The sequence below is a fragment of the Xanthomonas sp. NCPPB 1754 genome (genome assembly GCF_041475725.2).
Classification (GTDB): Bacteria; Pseudomonadota; Gammaproteobacteria; order Xanthomonadales; family Xanthomonadaceae; genus Xanthomonas; species Xanthomonas euvesicatoria.
In genome coordinates this window covers 3,205,452-3,228,917 of the sequence record NZ_CM192982.1, presented here as the reverse complement: position 1 = coordinate 3,228,917, position 23,466 = coordinate 3,205,452, and the positions used below count along the sequence as shown (strand labels likewise).

At 65.3% G+C, this 23,466-nt stretch carries 17 protein-coding genes and 1 pseudogene; 9 read left to right on the top strand and 9 right to left on the bottom strand.

Translation table 11 applies throughout. From position 1 onward, the window contains the following. Window positions 1-15: 15 nt before the first annotated feature. The 4 genes from ACCQ15_RS14115 to ACCQ15_RS14100 all read left to right on the top strand — a co-directional run bounded on the left by ACCQ15_RS14115 (window position 16) and on the right by ACCQ15_RS14100 (window position 6,983). Complete coding sequence (locus ACCQ15_RS14115; RefSeq protein ID WP_372380703.1) at window positions 16-1,122, top strand: efflux RND transporter periplasmic adaptor subunit; 1,107 nt, start codon at window positions 16-18, stop codon at window positions 1,120-1,122. Next, the gene (locus ACCQ15_RS14110) at window positions 1,119-4,178 is read left to right on the top strand and encodes an efflux RND transporter permease subunit (RefSeq protein WP_372380702.1); all 3,060 of its coding nucleotides are present in this window, start codon (window positions 1,119-1,121) and stop codon (window positions 4,176-4,178) included. Before ACCQ15_RS14115 ends, ACCQ15_RS14110 begins: the two co-directional genes overlap by 4 nt. A gap of 204 nt (window positions 4,179-4,382) precedes the next feature. After that, entirely contained in the window at window positions 4,383-4,982 is a 600-nt protein-coding gene (locus tag ACCQ15_RS14105) for a plasmid pRiA4b ORF-3 family protein (protein WP_008578182.1), read from the top strand. Window positions 4,983-5,150: 168 nt separating this feature from the next. Next, a complete protein-coding gene (locus ACCQ15_RS14100; protein WP_372380701.1) occupies window positions 5,151-6,983 on the top strand; it encodes an ABC transporter ATP-binding protein in 1,833 nt (610 codons plus the stop codon). Window positions 6,984-7,256: 273 nt separating this feature from the next. Here the strand turns inward: ACCQ15_RS14100 and ACCQ15_RS14095 are convergent, their stop codons facing one another. Continuing rightward, window positions 7,257-9,062, bottom strand: coding sequence for a DUF885 domain-containing protein (locus tag ACCQ15_RS14095; protein WP_055026736.1), 1,806 nt, complete (start codon window positions 9,060-9,062; stop codon window positions 7,257-7,259). A 341-nt stretch (window positions 9,063-9,403) separates the two neighbouring features. Between ACCQ15_RS14095 and ACCQ15_RS14090 the strand changes: the two genes are divergently transcribed. Both ACCQ15_RS14090 and ACCQ15_RS14085 read left to right on the top strand, forming a co-directional pair. Continuing rightward, entirely contained in the window at window positions 9,404-9,802 is a 399-nt protein-coding gene (locus tag ACCQ15_RS14090; RefSeq protein WP_082429798.1) for a GFA family protein, read from the top strand. Then, a complete protein-coding gene (locus tag ACCQ15_RS14085; protein ID WP_372380700.1) occupies window positions 9,799-10,602 on the top strand; it encodes a DUF4349 domain-containing protein in 804 nt (267 codons plus the stop codon). Before ACCQ15_RS14090 ends, ACCQ15_RS14085 begins: the two co-directional genes overlap by 4 nt. A gap of 196 nt (window positions 10,603-10,798) precedes the next feature. On the opposite strand, the gene ACCQ15_RS14080 is transcribed toward ACCQ15_RS14085, so the two are convergent. The 4 genes from ACCQ15_RS14080 to ACCQ15_RS14065 all read right to left on the bottom strand — a co-directional run bounded on the left by ACCQ15_RS14080 (window position 10,799) and on the right by ACCQ15_RS14065 (window position 14,240). Beyond that, entirely contained in the window at window positions 10,799-11,092 is a 294-nt protein-coding gene (locus tag ACCQ15_RS14080) for a hypothetical protein (protein WP_005912915.1), read from the bottom strand. 76 nt (window positions 11,093-11,168) lie between these two features. Further along, window positions 11,169-12,503: a DUF2867 domain-containing protein gene (locus tag ACCQ15_RS14075; RefSeq protein WP_240993263.1), complete on the bottom strand. Its 1,335-nt coding sequence runs from the start codon at window positions 12,501-12,503 to the stop codon at window positions 11,169-11,171. Between the two features lie 117 nt (window positions 12,504-12,620). Next, window positions 12,621-12,935 (bottom strand): metalloregulator ArsR/SmtB family transcription factor, encoded by a 315-nt coding sequence (locus ACCQ15_RS14070; protein ID WP_011348014.1) that lies wholly within the window; start codon window positions 12,933-12,935, stop codon window positions 12,621-12,623. Window positions 12,936-13,247: 312 nt separating this feature from the next. Then, entirely contained in the window at window positions 13,248-14,240 is a 993-nt protein-coding gene (locus ACCQ15_RS14065; RefSeq protein WP_011348013.1) for a LysR substrate-binding domain-containing protein, read from the bottom strand. 170 nt (window positions 14,241-14,410) lie between these two features. On the opposite strand from ACCQ15_RS14065, the gene ACCQ15_RS14060 reads away from it, so the two are divergent. Continuing rightward, the gene (locus tag ACCQ15_RS14060; RefSeq protein WP_014090584.1) at window positions 14,411-15,298 is read left to right on the top strand and encodes a DMT family transporter; all 888 of its coding nucleotides are present in this window, start codon (window positions 14,411-14,413) and stop codon (window positions 15,296-15,298) included. 52 nt (window positions 15,299-15,350) lie between these two features. On the opposite strand, the gene ACCQ15_RS14055 is transcribed toward ACCQ15_RS14060, so the two are convergent. The 3 genes from ACCQ15_RS14055 to xopN form a co-directional block, all read right to left on the bottom strand. After that, window positions 15,351-16,322, bottom strand: a complete 972-nt coding sequence (locus ACCQ15_RS14055; protein ID WP_031423422.1) for a peptidylprolyl isomerase — start codon at window positions 16,320-16,322, stop codon at window positions 15,351-15,353. Window positions 16,323-16,391: 69 nt separating this feature from the next. After that, complete coding sequence (locus ACCQ15_RS14050; RefSeq protein ID WP_372380699.1) at window positions 16,392-16,634, bottom strand: DUF378 domain-containing protein; 243 nt, start codon at window positions 16,632-16,634, stop codon at window positions 16,392-16,394. Window positions 16,635-17,077: 443 nt separating this feature from the next. Then, a complete protein-coding gene (xopN, locus tag ACCQ15_RS14045) occupies window positions 17,078-19,279 on the bottom strand; it encodes a type III secretion system effector XopN (RefSeq protein WP_008573180.1) in 2,202 nt (733 codons plus the stop codon). Window positions 19,280-19,969: 690 nt separating this feature from the next. Between xopN and hap3 the strand changes: the two genes are divergently transcribed. Continuing rightward, window positions 19,970-20,416 carry an Hpa3 family type III secretion system protein gene (gene hap3, locus ACCQ15_RS14040; protein ID WP_372380697.1) on the top strand — a complete coding sequence of 149 codons (447 nt, stop codon included), beginning with the start codon at window positions 19,970-19,972 and terminating at the stop codon, window positions 20,414-20,416. Further along, window positions 20,413-22,416 (top strand): annotated as a pseudogene (xopF1, locus tag ACCQ15_RS14035) (type III secretion system effector XopF1). The gene hap3 and the pseudogene xopF1 overlap by 4 nt, the downstream one beginning before the upstream one ends. 403 nt (window positions 22,417-22,819) lie before the next feature. Here xopF1 and ACCQ15_RS14030 read toward each other — a convergent pair. Continuing rightward, window positions 22,820-23,269, bottom strand: coding sequence for a DUF4442 domain-containing protein (locus ACCQ15_RS14030; RefSeq protein ID WP_008573175.1), 450 nt, complete (start codon window positions 23,267-23,269; stop codon window positions 22,820-22,822). Between the last annotated feature and the right edge of the window lie 197 nt (window positions 23,270-23,466).

The following is a 23,466-nucleotide window of genomic DNA, read 5'->3' as shown; positions in this document are numbered from 1 at the left end:
ACCCCGGGGGATCGAATGATGACGATGTTCTATCGCGGCCTGGTGTGCGGCACGTTGCTGCTGGGACTGGCCGCATGCAGCGGGCCGGAGGCGCCGGCCACCGACACGCCGCGCGCGGTGAAGCTGGAGCGCTTCGGCAACGGGAGCGATAACCCACTGCAGGTGCCGGCGCTGGTGCGCCAGGAACAACGCGCCGAGCTGGGGTTCGAAGGGGCAGGCCGTCTGTCTGCGGTGCTGGTGGATGTCGGCGACCGGGTGACCCGCGGGCAACTGCTGGCACGGCTGGACGATGAGCCGCTGCGCCTGCGCGAACAGCAGGCCGATGCCAACGTGCGCGCGGCACTGGCGCAATCGGGCGAACGGCAACTGCAATTGCGCCAGCAACAGGCACTGTTCGATGACGGTGCCAGTTCCAGCGCCACCTTGACTGCCGCGCGGGCGGCGGCAGATGCGGCCGCCGCGCAGCTGCAGGTGGCCAGGGCCGACCTGGCCATGGCGCGCCGCGGCACGCGTCTGGGAGAGCTCCGCGCGCCCTTCGATGGCAGCGTGGTGGCGCGCCTGCAACAGCCGCAGGCCGATGTGGCGGCGGGGCAGGCGGTGCTGCAGGTGGAGGGGCAGGGCCATGTGCAACTGGTCGCCACGCTGCCGGCAACTGCCGGTGCCGGTCTGGTGCCGGGGCAAACCGTGCATGCCCGTGTGGTGGATGCGGGCGACGCGCCGATCGAACTGCGTCTGCGCAGTCTTTCCAGCCGCCTGGACAATGCCACGACGGTGCAGGCGTTGCTGGAACCGCTCGCCGCTGCGCCTTCGCTGCGCAGCGGCGACAGCGTGATGCTGACGCTGCCGCCTGCTGCCGCTTCCACGCCGAGCGTGCCGTTGTCGGCGGTATTGCCCCGACTCAACCGGCAACAGGCCAGCGTGTTCGTTTACCAGCCGGCCACGCGGGCCGTGATCGAACGCGCGGTCGACCTGGGAACGATCGTCGGCGAGCGCGTCCAGATTCTGCGCGGGCTGCGAGCAGGCGAGCAGGTGGTGAGCGCCGGTGTGGGCTTCTTGGTGAACGGCCAGCCGGTGACGCCACTGCAGGCGCAGACGCAGCTGAGCGGAGGTCGCACGCCATGAAGCTGACCCAGATGGCGATGCGCTCGAGCCGGCTGACGTTGTTTGCCGCAGCGATGATCCTGATCGGCGGCATCGTGGCGTTTCTCGGTTTCCCATCGCAGGAAGAACCGTCGGTGACCGTACGCGACACGCTGGTGTCGGTGGCCTATCCCGGCATGCCCAGCGAGCAGGTGGAAAACCTGCTGGCGCGTCCGGTGGAGGAGCGCTTGCGCGAGCTGGCCGGCATCAAGCGCATCGTCACCACGGTGCATCCGGGCAGCGCGATCGTGCAGCTGACCGCCTATGACGATGTGCAGGATCTGCCGGCGCTCTGGCAGCGGGTGCGCGCCAAGGCCGCGGAGGCCGGCGCGCAATTGCCTGCGGGCACGCTTGGTCCCTTTGTCGACGACGACTTTGGGCGCGTGTCGGTGGCGTCGATCGCGGTGACCGCACCGGGCTTTTCGATGAGCGAAATGCGCGGCCCGTTGCGGCGCATGCGCGAGCAGCTGTACGCCTTGCCCGGCGTGGAGCAGGTGAAGTTGTATGGCCTGCAGGACGAATCGGTGTATGTGTCGTTTGATCGTGCACGGTTGCTGGCGAGCGGCTTGACGCCGTCCAGCGTGATGGCGCAGTTACGCGCGCAGAATGTGGTGGGTTCCGGTGGGCAGGTCGCGGTGTCGGGGCTGGCGCTGACCGTGGCCACGTCCGGCGAAATCCGCACGCCAGAGCAGTTGCGCGCTGTTCTGCTGAGCGTGCCGGGCGCACCTGCGGGCGGTGCCCGCGAGGTGACCCTGGGCGAGCTGGCAAAGGTGCAGGTGATGCCGGCCGACCCGCCGCAAAGCGCGGCCGTTTACCAGGGCCAGCCGGCGGTGGTGGTCTCGGTCTCGATGCAGCCGGGCACCAATATCGCCGACTTCGGCAAGGCGCTGCGCGCCAAGCTCGACGACACCGCGCACGAGCTGCCTGTCGGCTTCACCCAGCACGTGGTGAGCTTCCAGGCCGATGTGGTCGAGCGCGAGATGGGCAAGATGCATCACGTCATGGGCGAGACCATTGTCATCGTCATGGCGGTGGTGATGCTGTTTCTGGGCTGGCGTACCGGGTTGATCGTCGGCGCGATCGTGCCGTTGACCATCTTCGCCTCGCTGATCGTCATGCGTGTGCTGAACGTGGAGCTGCAGACGGTCTCCATTGCCGCCATCATTCTTGCGCTGGGCTTGTTGGTGGACAACGGCATCGTGATTGCCGAAGACATCGAGCGCCGCCTGGTGGCCGGCGAGGAACGCCGCCAGGCCTGCATCGATGCGGGCCGGACGTTGGCGACACCTTTGCTGACCTCGTCGTTGGTCATCGTGCTGGCGTTCTCGCCGTTCTTCTTCGGCCAGACCAGCACCAATGAATATCTGCGCTCGCTGGCCACCGTGCTTGGCGTGACGCTGCTGGGTTCGTGGTTGCTGAGCATCACGGTGACGCCGCTGCTGTGCATGTACTTCGCCAAGGTGCATGTCACCAAGACCAGCGATGCAGCCGAATCGCGGTTCTATCGCGGCTACCGCCGTGTGATCGAACGCGTGCTGCAGCACAAGGTGCTGTTCATCGGCGCGATGACGGCGATGCTGGCAGTGGCGGTCACCGTGCTGGTGTCCATTCCATACGACTTCCTGCCCAAGTCCGACCGCCTGCAGTTCCAGATGCCGGTGACCTTGCAGGCGGGCAGCGATGCACGCCAAACGCTGCGCACGGTGAGTGAACTCAGCCGCTGGTTGGGCGACCGCCGCGCCAACCCCGAGGTGGTGGACAGCATCGGGTATGTTGCCGATGGCGGGCCGCGCATCGTGCTGGGCCTGAACCCGCCGCTGCCGGCGGCCAACCAGGCCTACTTCACGGTCAGCGTGCGGCCGGGGACCGACATCGATGCGGTGATCGCCCGGGTGCGCTCGCATGTGCGCAGCCACTTCCCCGCGCTGCGCGCCGAGCCCAAGCGTTTTTCGCTGGGCGCCACCGAAGCCGGGATGGCGGTGTATCGCGTGGTGGGTCCGGACGAGGCGATCCTGCGCAGCAGCGCTGCTGCGATTGCCAGGGCCTTGCGGGCGGTGCCGGGCACCGTGGACGTGCAGGACGACTGGCAGGCGCGCATTCCGCGCTATGTGGTGCAGGTGGACCAGCTCAAGGCCCGCCGCGCCGGTGTCAGCAGCGAGGACATTGCGCAGGCATTGCAGGGGCGCTACAGCGGCGTGGATGCCACGTTGATCCGCGACGATGGCACCGATGTGCCGGTTGTCGTGCGCGGCAGCACCGACGAGCGTGCCGCCAACGGCAACCCGGCCGATACGTTGGTGTACCCGCAGGCAGGCGGCGCACCGGTACCGTTGGCGGCGGTCGCCACGGTGCTGCGCGACAGCGAGCCGTCGGCGATCCAGCGGCGCAACCTCAGCCGTGCGATCACCGTGACCGCGCGCAACCCGCAACTGACCGCGACCGAGATCGTCGAGCGGCTGTCCGCGCCAATTGCCGCGCTCAAGCTGCCGCCCGGCTACCGCGTGGAGATTGGCGGCGAGCTGGAAGATTCGGCCGAAGCCAATCAGGCCCTGCTGCACTACATGCCGCATGCCTTGGGCGCGATCCTGCTGCTGTTCGTGTGGCAGTTCAACTCGTTCCGCAAGTTGTTCATCGTGCTGTCGGCGGTGCCGTTCGTGCTGATCGGTGCGGCACTGGCGCTGGTGATGACCGGCTATCCGTTCGGCTTCATGGCGACCTTCGGCCTGCTGGCGCTGGCCGGCATCATCGTCAACAACGCGGTGTTGCTGCTGGAGCGCATCGAAGCCGAACTTGCCGATGGCCTGCCGCGCCGCGAAGCGGTGGTGGCGGCCGCGGTCAAGCGGCTGCGCCCGATCGTCATGACCAAGCTCACCTGCATCGTCGGCCTGGTGCCGCTGATGCTGTTTGCAGGCCCGCTGTGGACGGGGATGGCGATCACCATGATCGGTGGGCTGGCGTTGGGCACGTTGGTGACGCTGGGCCTGATTCCGATCCTGTATGACCTGCTGTTCGGTTTGCGCCTGCGCCGCAGTGCTTGAGCGTGGCCGCCAAGCCGTGACGCGTGGCGGTCGGGCGGGCGTGGACGGGGCGCTCAGAGGCGGGATGGACAAGTGCTACATCCCGACCCGGGCACCGGCCGCGCCCGCCTGGCGGTTGCGCAGTGATTCAATCGCCGATCTGGACAGCGTCTGCATTCGCCTGCCTTGCACGCCATACTGGTAACAGGCAGGCACACGCATCGCATGATGACCAAGGCAAAAAAGAAATCCGCGCAGCAAGCGCTGCAGGCACCTGCGCCGGTGTATCAACTGCATGTGGCATTGATCGGCAGTGCGCCGCTGATCTGGCGGCGCCTGCTGGTGTCGGGCGCAGTACGCCTGGCCACCTTGCATCGCGTATTGCAGCCGGTGATGGGCTGGAATGGCGCCCATCCCTACGAATTCGACCTCGGCGGCGGGCGTTACGGCGAATCCGGGCTGGATGTGCCCGAGCGTCCCCGGCTCAAGCACGCCGGGCGTGTCACGCTGGAAAGCGCGGTGGGCGAACTGGAAGGCTTCGAGTATTTCTACGGTGCCGGCCCTGGCTGGCAGCATCGGCTGCAAGTGGAAGCGCTCTTGCCGGCCGATGCCGGCCTGCGCGTGGCGCGCTGTGTGGACGGTGCCAATGCCTGCCCGCCGAATAGCAGTGGCGGCATTGCCGATTACCAGGCGCTGTTGCACGTCATCGCCGACCCGGACCACCCGCAGCATGTGCAGGAATTGGCGAGCTTGGGTGGGCGCTTGGAACCTGGGCATTTCGATCTGGCAGAGGTCAATCGCCTGCTCGCGCGCGTGCGCGAGTGACAGCGGTGGCGCCTCATGGGCGAAGGCGCTGCAAACCTCGTCTCTTGTTCTCCTGGCGACGGCGTTGACGCAGTGCATGGGCTGATCAAGCCGCGTGCCGACCAGCGCCACTGCGGCTTGACGCCCGATCGGCTAGCCTGAGATCCCGGTGTTTCCGAAGTCCGCGCAATGTTCCGCTGGTTCGAGTCTCTGATCGATATCTTCCCGCCCATCGAGCGGGAGATGCCGCCACGCAGCGTGTGGCGCTTTTATCTGCATTATCTGCGGCCGTTGTGGCCGATCCTGCTGGCCACCTTGATCGCCGGGCTGCTGCTGGCGCTGGTGGAAGTGGCGATGTTCGACTTCCTCGGCCGCATCGTCGACATGCTTGCCGACAAGCCTGGGCCGGACTTCTTCCGGCAGCATGCGGGCGAACTGATCTGGATGGCGGTCATCACGCTGGTGGCAAGGCCGTTCTTCACCGGCCTGCACAATCTGCTGGTCAATCAGGCGATCGTGCCGGGTCTTAGCAACCGTTCGCGCTGGCTGATGCACAACTACGTGGTGCGCCAGAGCCTGGGCTTCTTCAACAACGATTTTGCCGGGCGCATCGCCAATCGGGTGATGCAGACCGGCACCTCGCTGCGCGAGTCGGCCGTGCAGATGGTGGATGCGCTGTGGTACATCGTGGTCTACACCGGCAGTGCCCTGTGGCTGTTCGCGCAGGCAGACCCCTGGCTGATGGCGCCGCTGCTGCTCTGGCTGGTGGTGTACGTCGCGCTGATGGCGTTTTTCGTGCCGCGCATGAAGGCGCGCGCATGGGTTGCCTCCGATGCGCGCTCCAAGGCGACCGGCCGCATCGTCGATGTCTATACCAATATTTCCACGCTCAAGTTGTTCGCCCATGCCGGCCGCGAACAGGCGTATGTGCGCGATGCCATCGACGAACTGGCGGTGAAACACCGCCGGCAGACCCGGGTGACCACCGCCATGGACACCGCCATCGCAGTGGCCAACGGCTTTTTGATCGTGGGGACCTGCGCGCTGGCGCTGTGGTTGTGGAGCCGCGGCCAGATCAGCGTGGGCGCGATCACCCTGGCCACCGGTCTGGTGATCCGTATCCACAACATGTCCGGCTGGATCATGTGGACGGTCAACGGCATCTTCGAGGACATCGGCACCGTGCAGGACGGCATGCAGACCATCTCGCAACCGGTGCAGGTGCAGGATGCAGCCGATGCGGTGCCGCTGCAGGTAACGCAGGGGCAGGTGCAGTTCGAGCACATCCATTTCCATTACGGCAAGCGCGGTGGGGTGATCGCCGGGCTGGATCTGCAGGTGCGTGCCGGCGAGAAGATCGGCCTGGTCGGGCCGTCCGGTGCCGGCAAATCCACCCTGGTCAACGTGTTGCTGCGGCTGTACGACCTGGAGCAGGGCCGCATCCTGATCGACGGACAGGACATCGCAACCGTGACGCAGGAAAGCCTGCGCGGGCAGATCGGCCTGGTCACCCAGGACACCTCGCTGTTGCATCGCTCGATCCGCGATAACCTGCTGTATGGGCGGCCGCAGGCCAGCGAGGCGCAGATTCTCGATGCCGTGCGCAAGGCACGCGCCGACAGTTTCATCGACACGCTGATCGATGGCGAAGGCCGCCGCGGTTTCGATGCGCATGTGGGCGAGCGCGGGGTCAAGCTCTCCGGCGGTCAGCGCCAGCGCATCGCGATTGCGCGGGTATTGCTGAAGGACGCGCCGATCCTGATCCTGGACGAAGCGACCTCGGCGCTGGATTCGGAAGTGGAGGCCGCCATCCAGGACAGCCTGGACGCGCTGATGGGCAACAAGACCGTGATCGCCATCGCTCACCGCCTTTCGACCATCGCACGCATGGACCGGCTGGTGGTGATGGATGCCGGCAAGATCGTCGAGACAGGCACGCATGCGCAATTGATTGCGCATGGCGGCCTGTATGCACGGCTTTGGGCGCGGCAGACCGGAGGGTTTGTTGCTGCGGATGCGTGACGGAAAGCTACGTGTAAGGACACGCGACTGGGGTAACGCGGGTTGGAAACTGGCCAATAGACATTGGCAACGACCTAAGCCCCTCTCCCGGCGGGAGAGGGGTTGGGGTGAGGGTCCGGGGCGAAGCCACTTGCTAGTTTTGGATGACACAAGGCTTCATGGTCGATTGAATTCGCACCAAGAAAATGCGTCCTCTATGAGGCACGCGAGGCTTCGCCCGTACCCTCATCCGCCCCTGCGGGGCACCTTCTCCCGCGGGGAGAAGGGAAATGCTCACTCGATCGGTTGATCCAGCATCAGCTCGCGGGCGAAGCGTACCGGCGGTGCACCGTAGGACAGCATCTTGTCGTGATAGGCCTTCAGGTTGAAGGTCTCGCCGAGCTTGTCCTGTACCGCCTTGCGGGTGTCCAGATGTTCCTGCACGCCGACGAAGTAGGTCGGGAGCTGTGCGGAGGAGAGCTGCGCACGCACCCACTTGCCCGAGGCTTCGCTTTCCTGCTGGAAGGTGTCGTGGGTCATCAGGTGCATCGCCTTGTCGCGATCCCATCCGTCCACATGCACACCCTGGTCGAGAATGGCATTGGCAATGGTGCGCAGGTAGAACTTGAGCTGCACCAGGTGGAACAGCGGGTCGTTATCCAGGTAACCCTGCTCCTGCATCATGCGCTCGGTGTAAACCGCCCAGCCTTCGGCGAACATGCCCGAGCGCAGCACCGCGCGCAGCGTGGAGGGGAACTTGGCCGAATGCCAGCCTTCCAGGTAGTGACCCGGCGTGCCCTCATGGATGCTGAGCAGCTGGATCATGCGGGTGTTGTATTCGCGCAGGAACGAATCGACCTGCTTGTCGTTCCAGTCGTCGGGAATCGGCGACACCGCGTAGAACGTCTTGAGATTCTTGTCGAGCGGGCCGGGCGAATCGCAATACGCGACCGCCACGCCACGCTGGAACTCCGGCATCAGGATGATGTCCACCGGCGAATCGGGCAGCGTCATCAAGTCCTTCTGGCGCACGAACTCGGTCGATTGCGCCAGCGCTGCCTTGGCCGCGTCCACCACCTTGTCGCGCGCCGGCTTGTCGGCATACGCCAGTTCCAGCGCCGCTTCGATCGCCGCCTGCTGCTGGTCGTCGGTGGGCGAGTCGGGCAACTGGGGAGCGCCGGGCTTGTCCTTGAGCACCGTGCGTGCAATCCCATACATGTCGCTGCGCACGCGCTTGAGCTCGGATTCGGCGCGCTGCTTGATGTCGGCACGCGACAGCGACGACAGCAGCGCGAATTTCAGCTTCTGATCGTATTTTTCCGCACCGATGCGGAAGTCGCCCTTGGCATTGGGGACCAGCACGGTGTCCAGCCAGGTCTGCTGCTCGGCCACTGCCTTGCGCAGGTTGTCGATGGCCGCCTGCGCACGCGCCGCCTCGATCGGGCCAAGCTGGCTGATGTTGGGGGCGATGAAGCTGTCGACGATGCTCAGGATGCCCTTGTTCTGCTTGGCCACCGTTTCGGCATGGATCTTCGGCACGCGCGCCGGGTCCAGGTTCTCGCGTGCCTGTGCAAAGATGCTCGGGATCTTTTCCATGCGCTGGGTGGCCGCGGTCAGGCGCTCGGGCAGCGGCGCGAATTCGCGCGCCATCAGGCTGTACAGCGCGCTGCCGGCCAGCCCGTTGTAGACCTGCGGGTCCCAGGCCCAGCTTTGCAGCACCTCGGTATTCCAGATCTCCGATTGCAGCTGATTGCGCAGGATGGCCGCATCCACCTGGTTCTCGCGCGAAAGCTTGGCCACCTCGATTGCATCCAGGGTGGCCAGCAGCTTCTTGCCCGCATCCACGCTGCGCTGACGGCCGCCGGCGCTCAGGTCGTCGATTTGCGCATCGAAGCGATGGTCGCCGGTCTGGGTGGCGGTCACCGGCGACAGCTGCATCCAGGTGTCCAGGGCCTGTTTGGATAATGCGGCAAAGCGCGCATCCGGGGTCTGTGCCTGGCTGGCGGCAGGCGCGGCTGCATCGGCGCGCGGTGATTCGGGCTGTTGCTGGCAGGCGCTGAGGCCGGTGAGCAGGGCGAGGACAAGCAGGCGTTGACGCATCGTAGGTCCTGGTGGAATCAAACCGCCAGCATAGGCATCTGCGCCCACGTGCGCATCCGCCATTGGTGTAGGGCAGCCAATAAATCGACGGCGCTCACCGCCAGGCGGGCGCGGCCGAGGCTTGGACCAGCGTGTGCCGCCTGACCCTGCGGATCGTGCGCGCCCTCCATGTGCCCTGACAGATGCGCACCACGTGTGGGTGAGCGCCCCGATCCTGCCGGCCGTGCAGCGGCGCAATCGCCCGGGTGAACACGACGGCTGCACGTTGCGGGCGCGATCGCTCGTACACTCCGGTTCCCGGGCGCCGCCTCGCTACCCAGGCGGCGCGTACACGCAACATCATGCTTGCCACCCGCACGGTGGCCTGTTCCAAGGAGGATCACATGCACTATGCCGGTAGCTGTCATTGCGGACGCATCGCGTTCGATCTGCAGACCGAAGCGCCCATCACCGAGGTCTACGACTGCAACTGTTCGCTGTGTCGCCGCCGTGGCGGTTTGCTCTGGTTCGGCGCGCGCACGCAGCTGCAGCTTCAGGCCGCGCCGGAAGCTGTGGGCAGCTACCGTTTCAATCAGCAGCACATCGATCACCACTATTGCACGCAGTGCGGGATCGCGCCCTTCAGCGAGGGCCTCAACCCCAAGACCGGCGAAATGGGCGTCGCGGTCAATGTGCGTTGCCTGCCGGCGCTGGATCTTGCCGGGCTGCAGGTGCATGCAATCGACGGAGCCAGCCGATGAGCCGTGCCATGCAGCGGTATGCCACGGCCATGCTGCTGGGATGGGCGCTGTGCGGGTGTGCGAAGCATCACGCGGAGATGGCGGCCGACGGCGGGGCTGCGGCGCCGGCACCGCCCGCCGCGCAGGGCAATGCCCTGGCCTACGAGCACGATGTGCGCATCGAGCTGCCTGCCGACCAGATCGGCCAGCGCATCGCCGCGATACGCACTGCCTGCCAGGACGCGCAGTTCGGCGACTGCGCCTTGCTGGCGGTCGAGCAGGAAGGCGGGCGCGATCCCAGTGGGCGCGTCAGCGTACGGCTAGCACCAGAAGGGATCGAACCCATGGTGCAGTTGGCCGGCCAGCATGGCGATGTCGCCGCGCGTAGCACGCGGGCCGAAGATCTGGCCCAGCAGATCGCCGACACCGGCCTGGCACAGGCGCGGCTGCAAAAAGAGCATGCGCGCCTGCTGGAATTGCAGCAGCGCCGCGATCTGGCGATGACCGATCTGCTGGCCTTGTCCAAGCGGCTGGCCGAGATCGAAGCCGAGGCGCAGCAGACCCAACAGCAGGCCGCGCAGCAGCAGCGCCGGGTGCGCACGCAATTGCTGACGCTCAATTTCCGCAGTACCGGTGGCGAGCAGGGCAGGGGCGAGATCGCACAAGCCGCTGCCGAGTTCGGCGAGGTATTTTCCAGCAGCGTGGCGTTCGTCATCCGCGCAGTGGCAGCGCTACTGCCGGTTGCTGCGGTTGCACTGATCGCCGGCTGGTTGTTGTTGCAGGCGTGGCGCTGGCGCGTACGTCGGCGCCGGATGTCCTGATGTACCGCAGCTGCGCGGGACTGCCGTGCAGCTGCGGGGTCATCCGACCGATCAGTGCATGCGGCGTGCGCTGTCAGCGCTCGGTCGCACGCGGCTTGAGCGCGCAGCGGCATGCCCAAGCGACGCAGGACGCGTCATGGCGTCGCGTGTGATCCAGCAACGCAGCACTGTCGCCACAGGTAGGGCTGAGCCCGGCTCAACCTTCGTCCACTTCGTATTCCACAAACACGTCCAGCTGCAGTGCCAGCTCTTGCACCGCGTCGCGGACCTTCTGCGCGGTGGCCTCGTTGCCGGCTTCCACTTCGAACTCGTGGCTGCCCGGACCTTCGTCGTCCGACAGGCCTGCCGAGCTGGAATCTTCGTCGTCCAGGTGCGGCATCAGATCGTCCACTTCTTCCACGTGCTCGATGCCGTCGATGCTTTGCAGCAGGTTGGCAATGGCACGCGCGTCGTCGTCGGTGCCGGTGATGCGCATGCGGAGGGTAGGCATGGGAGTGTCCTGTGGATTGGGGACATCAAGCCTAGGCATCGCCAGGACAAAACGAGGTGATGGCGCGCTGCTCACATCACGCGGGCCGTGCCGGCCATGCCTGGCTGGTAACGGGGTCGGACTGCATCACGCGGCCTACTGCGGCGCGCAGCATCGTGGGCATGACGTACTGGTGATGCGCATGATGGATACAGGCCATGTAGACACGGCCAAACCCGTTGCGGCAGCTCACCCGGGTGGCCATGGTCAGCTCGATCTCGTGCGTGCCGACCCGGCGCAATGCCACCGACGAGCGGAAGCGCAGATGTTTGTCGTCGGCGCCCAGCACGATCTGCACGTGCTGCCCATCGGCGTCGCTGCGTTGTGCCAGCACCGGGAAGCGCCCGGCAAAACGTTGCGCTGCGCTCGGGTCGAGCAACGAAGACACCGGGCAACCCAGGTGCGAGGTACGTAGTCCCAATGGCTTGACCATCAGGTTGCGCAGGCGCATCAAACCGCTCACGCCGCCCGGCGGTTGATCGACGAATGCCTGCAGCAAGTCGCACATCAGGCCTTGCAGGCTGTCGCTGCGCAGTTGGCGTGTGTCCAGGCGCAACTGATGGGTGTCCTGAAAATGCACCTGTCCGCTCAACTGCTCGCGCAGCAATGCATCGGCCGGCAATTCGTGCAGCGAGCGGATCCGTAGCGGTGCCACGCGGGTGGCGACAAATCCGGGGCGGCGGGTGCGCGGCGGCAGCTGGCGGATGCGCCCGCTCCAACGGCGCGCACGGCTGCAGGCGCGCTGCTGCCAGCTCTGCGGTTTGACGTGCAGCGACAGCGAAACGGTAGGCACATCCGCCGCACGAAAGGCATCGGACTGCAGCAGCGCCGCGACAGGGGGCGGCAGCAGTTCGGTCAAGCTGGCAATGGTCGCCGTGCCCTGGGTGACCAAGGCTTGCTGCTCGGGGCTCAAGTCGCCGCCGGCTTCGTCCGGATGGCAGGACAGCGCAAAGAACGCCGAGTGTGCCGCGTTCCCTTGCGCAGGCACGAACCGGTGCCACGTTCCGCCGCCGAAGCGCACCGTAAACAGGCTGTCGCCGGGCAGATCCACGTAGCGCAGCGCCTGCAGGAAGGCCCGCGGGTCCTGACGCAATTGCTGCGCCGAGGCGGTGGAAAAGCGCAGTTGCGCACCGCCGCTTCCGGTGATTGCGGTGAACACGCGATTGCCGGCATGGCAGTGGAATGGATGCCCCTGCGGCCCGACCGAAAACGAAAATAGCGAGGCACGATCGTCATGGCCGAAGTCCGGTGCGGACAGCTGCGCCGACGGTTCGTCCAGGGCATCGTGGTGTGCCGGGTGGTGTCGCTGCCGTTCGCCGGTCTGCGCGATCAAGCTATCGCCTGCGCCTGGGTCCAGTTGCGCAATCAGCATCACCTCGACCGGGCGGCCGCCGCTGTACGAGGGCAGCGATACGCGCGGAAAGCTTGCGTCTGCGACGATCCGTTGGTGGTCCATGGCATGTCCTTGCAGCAGAAGTCGAGTGAAGGGTCAGCGGGTTTTTTTGGCCAGCTTGCGCGACTCGCGCTGCAGCGGGCCTGCCTTGGGGCACACCTCAAATGCGAAGCCGCTGAGCGTATTGACCATGTTGTCGGGCGTCAGCCGATACACCACGAATTGGCCGCGCCGCTCGCTGCTGACCAACCCGGCCGCAGACAGCACGGAGAGGTGGCGCGAAATGGCCGGCGCGCTCATCGAAAACCGTTCGCCGATCTGCCCGGCAGTCAGTTCCTGCGCGGACAGGTAGGCCAGGATTTCCCGGCGTGGCCGGGAAGCCAGGGCTTCGAAGATGCGGTCGATGGACATGGATGGGGTTAGCTAATTAACGAATTAGCTAATTAATGATCTTGATAGGGATGGCTGTCAAGCGATTTATGCAGTGTCGCTCAGGATGTGCTGGTAGCCACTTTCCTGCGGGGCGCCGATCTACCGCTTGCGCACCGATGGTGCGCAAGCGCGCGGAACGGGGGTTTGAGGTGAAGGTACGCGCCGAAGCCGCAAGTGCACCGGACTCCACTAGCCTTCGCTCTTACCCTCATCCACTCCTGCCGAGCACCTTTTCCGTAGCGTGAAGGGCAGCGAAATGTTTCACGCAAACAGCCAGATACCCGCGCAACTTCATTCCGCCGCCGATGCGCTACGCAAACGCCGCCTTGCACGCGGCTCCTGCACGCCTTCGCTCAGCGGCAACGCCACCAATTCGGCGGGCAGTGCCGGCATCGGGGTGCGTTCGTCCTGTGCTTCGCGCTTGAGCCAGTCGATGAACAATGCCGCGGCCGGGCTGAGTTCGCGGTGGCTGGGGTGCACGATGTAGTACGCGTAACGCGCCTTGAGCGTGGGGCCGGGCAGGCGTACCAGTTCGTAACGCTGCAGGTAGGGCTGGGCGATGTGCTTGCGCGCCAGCACCGCGCCCAGGCCATACACGGCGGCGCGCATCGCGTCGGTGCTGTCGTTGAAGGTGTGCATCGGCGGCACGGTGGTACCGCGGACCTGGGCTGCGCGGAACCAGTCGCGCCACCCCTGTGGCGACATGTCGGTCAGTAGCGGTAATTGCGCGATCTGCGCCGGCGTGCGCAGGGCAGCCACTTCCGGCAACGACGGTGAGGCCACCGGGAACAGTTCGTCGTCCATCAGGTGATGCGAGGTCAGTCCGGGCCAGGCGCCTTGGCCATAACGAATACCCAGGTCCGGGCCGCCTTCTTCGAAACGCGAAAAGGCCGTATCCGATTGCAGGTCCATGCGGATATGCGGATAGGCGCGGCAAAAGCGCGGCAGCCGCGGCAACAACCAGCAGTACGACAGCGAGCGCAACGTGGTGACGCGCAGTGGAATGGCGTCTTCGCGCGGATGCAGGTTGCCGGCTACCGCCGCGATCTCGGCCAGCGCGGCGGTGGCCGCATCTGCCAGCTGGCGGCCTTCGGCGGTGAGTTTGACGCCACGCGGTAGCCGCTGGAACAAGGTCGCACCCAGCAGCGCTTCGAGCTTGCGCACATGGTGGCTAACCGCGCTGGCGGTGAGGTGCAGTTCTTCGGCGGCGTGGGCGAAATTCTGGTGGCGGGCGGCAGCGGCGAACACGCCCAGCGCAGGTAACAGGGTAGGGCGCAGATTCATCGAGGCATGAGTGAGATTTGTGGCTCGCCCCGATACTACGCGCTTGTCGCGCCCCTGGTGGCAACCGATGCTGCATCATCCCTTCGCGACGATCGTGCCATGTCTCTTAGTCTGCCTGCTGCCGTCTTCTGCCGTTTCATCCCCGCATGGCACGGTTCGGGAGCACGGCCATGAGCGCCCAACCGTCGGTGCAGTCCGAGCTTGCGGTACGTCAATGGCGTACGCCGCTTGAGCTTGGTTTTCTGGGCGTGGTGTGGGGCTGCTCGTTTTTGTTCATGCGCGTGGCCGCGCCCAAGTTCGGCACCGTGGTGCTGGTGGAAATTCGCCTGGCGCTGGGTGCGTTGGTGCTGCTGCCATTCCTGTGGCTGGCACGCGAACGTTTCCCGTTGCATCGCTGGCCGATGCTGGCGGCAATCGGCGTGCTCAACTCGGCGTTGCCGTTCCTGCTGTTCGCCTGGGGCGCGCAACATGCACCGGCGGCAGTCGGGGCGATCTGCAATGCGATGACGGTGCTGTTTACCGCGCTGATCGCCTTCCTGTTTTTCGGCGAACGGATCGGCACGCGTCGCGCACTGGCCTTGCTGGTGGGGTTTATCGGCGTGCTGGTGCTGGCCACCGGCAAATCCGCCGGTCTGAGCGTCGGGCCGGCAGCGCTGGCTGGTGCAACTGCCTCGCTGCTGTACGGCATCGGCTACAACCTGGTGAAGCGCCATATGGGCGATTTGCCGCCTGCTGCGTCGGCGGCGTCGACGCTGGGTTGCAGTGCGCTCTTGCTGGCGCCCTTGGCCTGGTGGCAATGGCCGACCACGCCGGTGCCGGCGGTGGCGTGGGCCTGCGCCACCGCGTTGGGTGTGGTGTGCACCGGGTTGGCGTTCTTGATGTACTACCGCCTGATCCAGCGCATCGGCCCGGCGCGTGCGTCCACGGTGACCTATCTGGTGCCGGTGTTCGGCGCGCTGCTGGCATGGTCGCTGCTGGGCGAACCGCTCACCTGGACCATGCTGGTGGCCGCGGTGCTGATCCTCGGCAGCGTCGCCTTCAGCCAGCGCGCCCGCTGACGGGGCGCGGCTCGCTCTTGCGATTCCCGATTTCCGATTTCCGATTTCCGATTCAACCAGCCGGCGGCACACGCACCGGCAACGGCACATTGCACAGGTCGATGTGCCCGGCCGGGCGCTTGTAGAAATCGTCCTTGCGGTTGCGGCGCGCCTCGACCACATCGCGGAAGGTCTGGCTGTCGGTACGCAGCAATTGCAGTGGCGTGCGCTCTGGCGCAGGCACTTCGCTGGCCAGCCGGATCGCGCGGATCGGTGCGCGTTGCGCGGGGTCTTCGTAGAAGCCCATCGGGTCGGGGCCGCGTGGCGTCACGCTGAGCAATTCCATGCCCTTGACCACACGCCCGACCACGGTGATGTTGCGATCCAACTGGCGCGGCGATTGCCCGGTGACCACGTACAGTTCGGCGCCGATGCTGCTGTCTTCGTCGTTGTTGCGGCCGGCGCCCAGAGTGCCGTAGCAGTGCGCCAGCCAGGTCTTGTCGGTGGCCGTGTCGCGGCCGACCGGGAAGCCGTCGACAAAGCCCACCTGCGGCGCCCAGCCATCGCTGTCGGGCAGGCGCTGGAAATCCAGGCCCTGCGATGCGCGTTCGAATTCGGCCGGCAGATGCGTCTTGGCCGAGCCAAGCGATTTGGCCTTGGCCGGCGTCTCGCCATCGGGGTCGCCGAACTGCACCACGAAATTGTCCTGCGAGCGATAGATGCTCAGCCCGTCCCAGAAGCGCTCATGCGCCAGCGTGCGAATGTTGGCGACGTGCTCCGGCGCAAATTGCGGCGCCAACTCGATGATGACCCTTCCGGCATCCAGCTCCAGGTACAGCGTGCGGTCCGGATCGAGCACGCGCCACGCGCTGGCCGGCGAGCTGTCCAGAATCTGTTGTGGGCTACGGTAGCCCGCGTTGGCGGCTACGGGTAACAGCAGGGCGAGCAGGCAGGCAGAAGCAACAGTGCGCAGGAGCATGAAGGCAGCCAGCAGGGAGGTGTCTGCGATTCTTGCCGACCACGCGCCCAGACGCAAAGCATGCATCGCATGGCATGACGCCGACGCAGTGCGCCGGCGTCATGCACAGATGCTAGACCTGCCGCGGGCAGGAGGTTACGGATTGTTGCGCACGTGCGGGCTGGTGTGATGCCCGGCAGTGCCATGGTTGTTGCGGAACAGCGGTACCAGCTGCCACAGCGCCGAGAACCCCACCAGCGTGTAAACCACACGCGACAGCAGTGCGTCCTGTCCGCCGAACAGTGCGGCAACCAGATCGAACTGGAACAGGCCGACCAGCCCCCAGTTCAATCCACCGACGATGAGAAGCACCAGAGTGATGACGTTGATCGCTTTCATGAAAGCATTCCATGTGGGTTGGGAAACCCCAGACTCCGCATGCCCCAGCGAGCAGGCCGTGAGCGTCGCCCGCTGGCGGCCCGCTTTGCACACATGTCGCTCACATCCGCCAGCCATGCGGGTGGTGTCTGCGCGCTTGGGCAGCGGTCGCCAGCCGCGCGATGGCCGGTGACCAATGCCTTGGCAGACAGGCGGCGACCCGACATGGACAGGGGCGATATCGCTTCGTTCACCGCCGAGGCGAACGATGCAGCGGCGTGCATCTTCGGCCTGATGCCGCCGCTGGTCCGGCAATGAGTCCGCTTCGGCATCCGCCTGGCGGCGCGGCTGCCGAGGAAGCAGCACACCCCGCGTCAATCGACGTCGGTAACGGACAAGGCAGCGTCCGGTGCGGCGGCCATGTTGCAGGGAGGCGACGCCCTGCAACATGCCGGATCATCACCTCACACCAGGTGCTTGGAGTGTTTGCCGGCCATGCGGGCGAACTCGTGCAGTTCCGTCCCCAAGTTCCGAGCGCTCTTGGACCGCGTTATCTCGTTATTGGTCTGTTCCAGCCTCGATCGGTTCGGGCTACTCGGGGCCGAAACATGTTCCCGGCGCGGTGGTGCCGCCCTGGATGTCGATGGCAAATCCTGTGGCTGGCTGGAAGAGGTGCTTGCCTCCTGCACAGACAACGCTCTTGCCGTTGCCAGCAGCGCTTCAACATCATTGCCCTCCAACAAGGTGTTGATGGCCTTGCTGGCCTTGGTCCCACGTCGCTGGGAGAGCGTTTCATGCATGGCGCCCAGGATTCCGCGGCCTACCTGCTTCCCCAGCCCGATGTCGGTGCTTCCCTCGCGACGGTTGTTCTTGATGGTGATGGCGGTGTGCTGGTTCAGGGCGCCAACGGCGGCCATGCCCCCGGAGATCGCCGAGACCGCCAGGCTTTGCGGGAGCGGAACATTGCGGGTCCCGCCCTGGGAGGCCGAAACGAGTTTGCTGATTACCGACGATGCGGCGCTGCCCAGGAAGATCAGATGGAACATCTGGCCGATGCGCTGTGCGGTTTGCGCGGTGAACTCGAGATAGTTGTACTTCTTGGCGATATCGTTGAACAGCTGCTGCGACAGCACGGACTTTTCGGCGCCGATAAGCAGCTTGGATGCGGTGCCGTTCGGGTCGATTTCGTCGAGCCTGCCTTCGCGCAATGCCTCAAGGTCGTTGCGCACCAAGCGCAGTTCCTGCATCGCCTTGCTGGCGTCGCCGGCCTCGATGTCGCGGTCGTCTGCCGTGATTGCGCCTGGCTGCGTACCCTCTGCTGTCACTGCATCCGCCAGCAGCTTCTCCAACTCGGCGACCCCGGCGGTGACGCGCTTGACCAGCGCTTGGGTGGGCGACTGGATCAGGCTGCGTAGCTTGTCGGCCTTGATGTCCTCTGCGCTGACCGCCGCGCCGCTGGCCAGCTTCTGCTTGCCTGCGTCGGTCAGTACATCGGCGTACAAGAGGTTGAGCTTGTTGTTGGCTTCCTGCTTGGCTTGCTCGTCGAAGCCGGCGGCCACATGTTGCGCAGCCGTCATCAACATCGCGCCAACCGTCTGCGCCGTCGGCGACAGCGCACGCATCGCGCCTGTCTTGCTGAGCAGCCCCAGCGTGCTGGCCACCGGCGAACGCAAGATGCGTGGAACGGCCTGCCAGCGGTTGCCCTGCCACTGGCGATCGTGTGCGCCCTGGGTCATGACGAAATCATGCTGGGCCTGGTGCAGCTCCTTCTCTGCTGCCAGCAAGACGTCGGCTGCCGCCGCGCGTTCCTTACTTGAGGAATTCGGATCACTCTGAATCTCGCGAAACACGTCGCAGGCTTTGGCGAACGTTTCGATCTTTTCCTTGAGGGCGTGTGCCAGTTCGGGGAGCCAGTGCTTGTCGTTGATCTGCTTCTTGTCCGGCACGATGACGTGTGCGCCGTGTTCGCGAATCGACTCGCACAGGCTGACAACCGCCGATTGTTGGCCGGCATTCACAGGTGCGGCGACCAGCATGGTGGCCAGACCGAACCCTGCGCCGGCCCACGGTTGGCGTGTCGCATAGTTGATCCACGGCGAGACGATGTACTGCATGGCATTGGTGAGGAAGCTGCCGCTCGGGTTGGGCATGCCGGAAAGCAGTGCGGTGCGCCGCAGCGTGGCTACGTCGTTTTCGTTCAGCCCCTGCGCCTTGTACCAATCGATCACATCGTGTTCGCTGATGCGGCTGACCAGGTCCGCATGCGTGGCCGCGCGTGCCTGCGCACCCGTGGTGCCGGGCGATTTCATCGGCCTGAGCCTGCTGATCAGATCGGCCGCCAAGTCCGGTGCGATTGCGCGTGCATCGTCCGAAGCCAACTGCTGACGAAGCCGTGCCAGCGTCGCCTTCGTTGCATTCGATGAGGTTGCCGGTTGCGGGACGAGGGCCTGGGCGTCTTGCTCGGGCCTGGCTAGGAGCGCCCCCAGCGTGTTTGCGCCACTGCGCCTGACGGGCGCACGCCCAAGTGGGCTGAGTGCGGGGTCCGGCGCGGATTGGTGTGTGACGGCCGCAGAGGTGGAGGCAGTGGCGAGCTCTGTTTCCTGGATCTCAGGCAAGTGCGACCCCGCACTGCGGCTGGCCGAATCGACGGATGCGGATGACTTCATCGGGACATCTCCTGACGTGTATACGGCAGATAGATTGCGTGCGTACCGGACGATTGTGCGCATCGCATGGGATTGCATCGCAGATGCCGTGGAACCTCCCTCCCGTAGCGAAGTTCCTGGTGCAATCCTGAGCCTGCCGGTATTGGTGGAGGCGAAGTGGTGAATGCACTGCGCGAAAATTGAACTACCAGACGCGTATGCCCGCTGTCTGTCCAGCAGATTTTCTATCGCCGTACGCGAACCAAATCAGGTTCCGAAGCGGCGCCTGGTATGCAATGGATGTGGAGCGTGACAGAGGGCAGTCTTTTCAAATGCACTGGCGCTCTGCAGTCGGCCGGTCTCTGTCTCGTCAGCAACCTTCCAAAATGCGCGTCCAGGGCGAGCAGGTCGTCATGGGTGCATGCCAATGGTGCTGCGCGTCAGGACTGCCGCGCCGGACGGCGCGCCAGGCGATGGTCATTGGCGACGGATATGCCCTGAGGTGCCGAAAAATCTGTGGCCACCACAGCCTTGATCGCTGACTTGAGCAAACAGGCAAGCGTGCGGATCGAACTATTTGCGTGAGGCTTTTGCGCTTCGTGCGTTGCGCCGGTGATTCGCGCTTTCTTTGCGGTGACCGGGCGCTGACAGTGACACTGCCCAGGCAGAGCCAAGCGATGCAGCTCGCACTTTCATTGTGAGATACCTCAAATGACATCCGATCAGATCAATGTTGATTCCATGGTGGCTTCGTTCTTTTCCGGTCTTGGTATTCGCCTGGGCCTGACCGATGTACTGGTGCAGCGCCTGCGTGAAGGCGAGACCGTTCTCGGGCCTGCGGGCATGCTGTGTCGCGTGCATGCGCAGCCCCGGAACGATGGTGTGTCGGGATTTCCGGAAGTCATCCTGCCGTTGGCCGCACGCGAACTCGAGGGCGACGAGGTCGTCACGCTGCTTGCGCTGCAAGAGCAACTGCTGACCGAGTACGGGTGGCGGCTGACGATGTCCAACCTGGGCCTGTTGTGCATCTGCCCGTTGCTGCTCGCGCAGACGCCCGAAGACGTGGCAGCCACTCTCGATCGGGGGCAGATCGTCGCACGTGTCGTGCTGGATGCGCTGGTGACGCAGGCGGGCAGCGCCAGGGAGGCTGTCGTATGAAGCTCCAACGCCAGAACAGCGCTCCACCGTCCATCCCAAGTGGATCGTCCGCAAATCCCGGTGCCGCGCACGCAAGCGAACCATTCGTGCCAGAGCCGCAGACGCCGCGTTCGACGGTGCTAAAGGGGCTGGCGGAGCCGAGCCCGCGCTTGCGCGCGCGTGCAGGCAAGACCACAACGCTGCCGTCGGGTGAATTATCCCCCGCCAAGACCAGGCAGTGGCGTCCGGAAGCGGGTGAATCCTCCCGCGCTGCGTCTGAGCGCGCAGAGCGCCAGCATCGCGCTGGGCGGCATCCAGGCAACCAGCAGGCGGCTTCTTCTTCGGCGACGCAGGGGGCTTACGCGCAGCGTTGTGTCGCCGCTTGCGAACGCCTGAAGACGCAACTGCGTGCAGGTCTGAAGGATCGCCCGTTTGCGGAGCCGTCGGACGAGCAGCTCGCATTGTAGGCGGAATACGTGCAGTGGGCCGATGCCCGCTTGCAGGAGCGTATTGAGGCGTTCGGTCCGGACGCTGCCTACGAAGTTGCCGGGGATATGAAGGCGGTCGGCAGGAAAGCGTCGCTGCCCATTGCGTATGAAAGTCTCAGGTCGTTTTTCGTTGGCGCGTTGCGGACGCCGCTCGGCATTTCTGCAGCCACTGCCTACCAGAGCAGCCGCCCGCCCGCTTCCGAACCCTTGAGTACAGCGACCCTGGCTGGGGTGATCTCGGGAATGGGGTCGCATGCCTGCGACACGCTGTTGATTCCATCGATGGACAGGCGCGCGCGCGTCGCCAATCTGCCGCGTTTCCAGGCGATCGATCCCAAGATCCTGGTGCCGGACCCGCCGCCGGTCCTATTGGAAATCACCCCTGAGGGAAGCAAGCGCTTCGTGCGTCCCGGAGAAAACGGTACGCCGACCCGTGCCGAGCTCACGGCACAGGCCTATGACCGTCGGGCAGGAATCGCGCAGCGTCAGTCCATGCTGGACGATACGGCGCTGGACACCATGCTGCTCAGGCCGACCATCAGCGGCGGCTTTAACGCCGCGCGGCGCACCTCAGGCGACCCCTCCACCCGTACGGCGGTTGCCGAAGTTGGCCTGGCCGGGCTGGCGGTGGGTGGTGCAGGCGCTTTGCATAAGGCGTTGCTGGATACCGGCAAGGCAATGGGGCGCACTGGCCAGATGACGGTTCCCGATTTGCTCGGTGGGCATCAGCGCTTGAATCTGTTCGCTCTTGCATTGCCGGACAAGACACGACCTCCTGCCACGTGGTCCGATGCGGTGCATTTTCCCAGCTATCTGTTGCAGACAGGTCAGGAAGCGATGGCATTAGCGAAACAGGCGTTCAGCACGGCGAACGCGGCAACGACGGCGCTCCGCGATGTGCTGGGACGCCATATGGTCGGCAATGTGCTGGCCAACATGGCTTCGTTGGGTGCCACCAGATTGATCGCTTCCCCGCTGAGAGGAGGGTATGGCGGCGGCAGCTTGCCTGGAGAGGCCGACAATTCTCCAGCATGGGTGTTGCAGCAAGGAGCGCAGATGTTCTTCAACGATGTGGTGTGGAATGCGCTGAAAGCCAAGAACGGCACAAATACCACCCAGGCCACGCGATTGGATCACGAGCGCGCCATTGTAGCGGCCGAGCAGGATAGAACGATTTCACGCACCTTGCAGACGCTCGCCCAGCCCCTGGACACAGCGCTTGGCTTGCTTCCCCCGCCAGCCCAGGGCGAAGTGGCGCGTGCCATGGAAGAAGGCACGGGCGTGCCCGTGCCGCTCAGCGCTGACGTCGACCAACTGCGCAATGCGTTGCAGCAGCTAAGGAACCAGGTGGCTGCGCAAGCGGTCTCGATCGCGACCATCGACGATGCGCTTGGTCGGCTGGCCGATCTCCCCGTCGCGGGTGACGGCGAAGGCCGCGCGGTGATCGCAGAGTTGTCTGCGCAATTGCACGCGCTTGGCGCGGCCTTGCGTCAGAAGCAGGCGCTGCAGCAGTGGCAACAGGGTAGGCCTTGAGCGCCGCCCAGGCGCCGGCGCCTGGCCATGACCAAACGCACGCGCTACGAGTTGCAGCCAGGGCTGCGGCCCGTAGCGCTTGCGTCAGCCCGGCGTTATCTGCATGCCGGAACGCAGGCTTGTCAGTGAGCACGGGTTCCAAGTCAATGCGCCCATGGCCTGATACAAAACCGATGCGCGTTGCGCGACAACTGCAGCAACGGGCGGCACGCTTGCGGCTGCGGTGGCCACACTCGCGTTGCGCCTATGGCAAAGTGCCTGCGCGTTTGCTGCTGCGGCATTAGCACCTGGTCAGGAGGGCGTGCAGCTGTTTCGCTCCGCCATCATCCGTTGCGTGGGCGGCGAGTCGAGCGAAACATGCATCGCCGTATCGGCTGGCGTGGCAGCGTCACTGCCGTCATCCTCAGCGTGCGGGTTTGCGTTTGACGTAGAGCTGCTTGCGGACATGTGCGACCACTTCGCCGTCGCGGTTGTAGACCGTGTTCTCGAACCAGCGCAGATGTTTCTCGCCGTTTGCAGTGGCCTGGCGCAATTGCGCCAGCACGCTGTCGTCGATGACGAAATCCGCCGTTACCGTGCCGCGCCCGGGCTTGACGAATTCGATGCTGCCGGCCTTGTCCCACACGTAATATTCGCGGCCCAGGTTGTGCATGGTCAGCAGCATCCAGAACGGGTCGGTCATCGCAAACAGGCTGCCGCCGAAATGGGTGCCGACATAGTTGCGATTCCATGGGCGCTGGCGCAGCTCCACCCGCGCAAAACGGTAGTCGGCCGAGAGCACGGTGACGTGGATGCCGGCAAACAAAAATGGCGGCCACAGATTGACGCCTAACTTGAACAGCGATGCGCGCATGCGGGCCTGTTTCCTTGGCAAGGGAAAGTGCGCAGCATAACATTCGCATGCGTATGGAGTAGGCCGGCTGCGCGTGGTCGGCGCGGCGTCCGTCCGTTGCTGCCGACCGCGAGCTGGTGTCGTCATGGTCGTTGGCCCGGGTCAAAAAGCCATGCAGGCCCCCGAACGCAACACGCCGGGCACAGGCCCGGCGCGCA

Excerpts from the sequence above, each read along its gene's own strand:
- ACCQ15_RS14030 (WP_008573175.1), bottom strand. The coding sequence starts at position 23,269 with ATGCGCGCATCGCTGTTCAAGTTAGGCGTCAATCTGTGGCCGCCATTT.
- ACCQ15_RS14060 (WP_014090584.1), top strand. The coding sequence starts at position 14,411 with ATGAGCGCCCAACCGTCGGTGCAGTCCGAGCTTGCGGTACGTCAATGG.
- ACCQ15_RS14075 (WP_240993263.1), bottom strand. The coding sequence starts at position 12,503 with ATGCTGATTGCGCAACTGGACCCAGGCGCAGGCGATAGCTTGATCGCG.
- ACCQ15_RS14095 (WP_055026736.1), bottom strand. The coding sequence starts at position 9,062 with ATGCGTCAACGCCTGCTTGTCCTCGCCCTGCTCACCGGCCTCAGCGCC.
- hap3 (WP_372380697.1), top strand. The coding sequence starts at position 19,970 with ATGACATCCGATCAGATCAATGTTGATTCCATGGTGGCTTCGTTCTTT.
- ACCQ15_RS14090 (WP_082429798.1), top strand. The coding sequence starts at position 9,404 with ATGCTTGCCACCCGCACGGTGGCCTGTTCCAAGGAGGATCACATGCAC.
- ACCQ15_RS14115 (WP_372380703.1), top strand. The coding sequence starts at position 16 with ATGATGACGATGTTCTATCGCGGCCTGGTGTGCGGCACGTTGCTGCTG.
- ACCQ15_RS14100 (WP_372380701.1), top strand. The coding sequence starts at position 5,151 with ATGTTCCGCTGGTTCGAGTCTCTGATCGATATCTTCCCGCCCATCGAG.
- ACCQ15_RS14065 (WP_011348013.1), bottom strand. The coding sequence starts at position 14,240 with ATGAATCTGCGCCCTACCCTGTTACCTGCGCTGGGCGTGTTCGCCGCT.
- ACCQ15_RS14105 (WP_008578182.1), top strand. The coding sequence starts at position 4,383 with ATGATGACCAAGGCAAAAAAGAAATCCGCGCAGCAAGCGCTGCAGGCA.
- ACCQ15_RS14050 (WP_372380699.1), bottom strand. The coding sequence starts at position 16,634 with ATGAAAGCGATCAACGTCATCACTCTGGTGCTTCTCATCGTCGGTGGA.
- ACCQ15_RS14070 (WP_011348014.1), bottom strand. The coding sequence starts at position 12,935 with ATGTCCATCGACCGCATCTTCGAAGCCCTGGCTTCCCGGCCACGCCGG.
- xopN (WP_008573180.1), bottom strand. The coding sequence starts at position 19,279 with ATGAAGTCATCCGCATCCGTCGATTCGGCCAGCCGCAGTGCGGGGTCG.
- ACCQ15_RS14110 (WP_372380702.1), top strand. The coding sequence starts at position 1,119 with ATGAAGCTGACCCAGATGGCGATGCGCTCGAGCCGGCTGACGTTGTTT.
- ACCQ15_RS14085 (WP_372380700.1), top strand. The coding sequence starts at position 9,799 with ATGAGCCGTGCCATGCAGCGGTATGCCACGGCCATGCTGCTGGGATGG.
- ACCQ15_RS14080 (WP_005912915.1), bottom strand. The coding sequence starts at position 11,092 with ATGCCTACCCTCCGCATGCGCATCACCGGCACCGACGACGACGCGCGT.
- ACCQ15_RS14055 (WP_031423422.1), bottom strand. The coding sequence starts at position 16,322 with ATGCATGCTTTGCGTCTGGGCGCGTGGTCGGCAAGAATCGCAGACACC.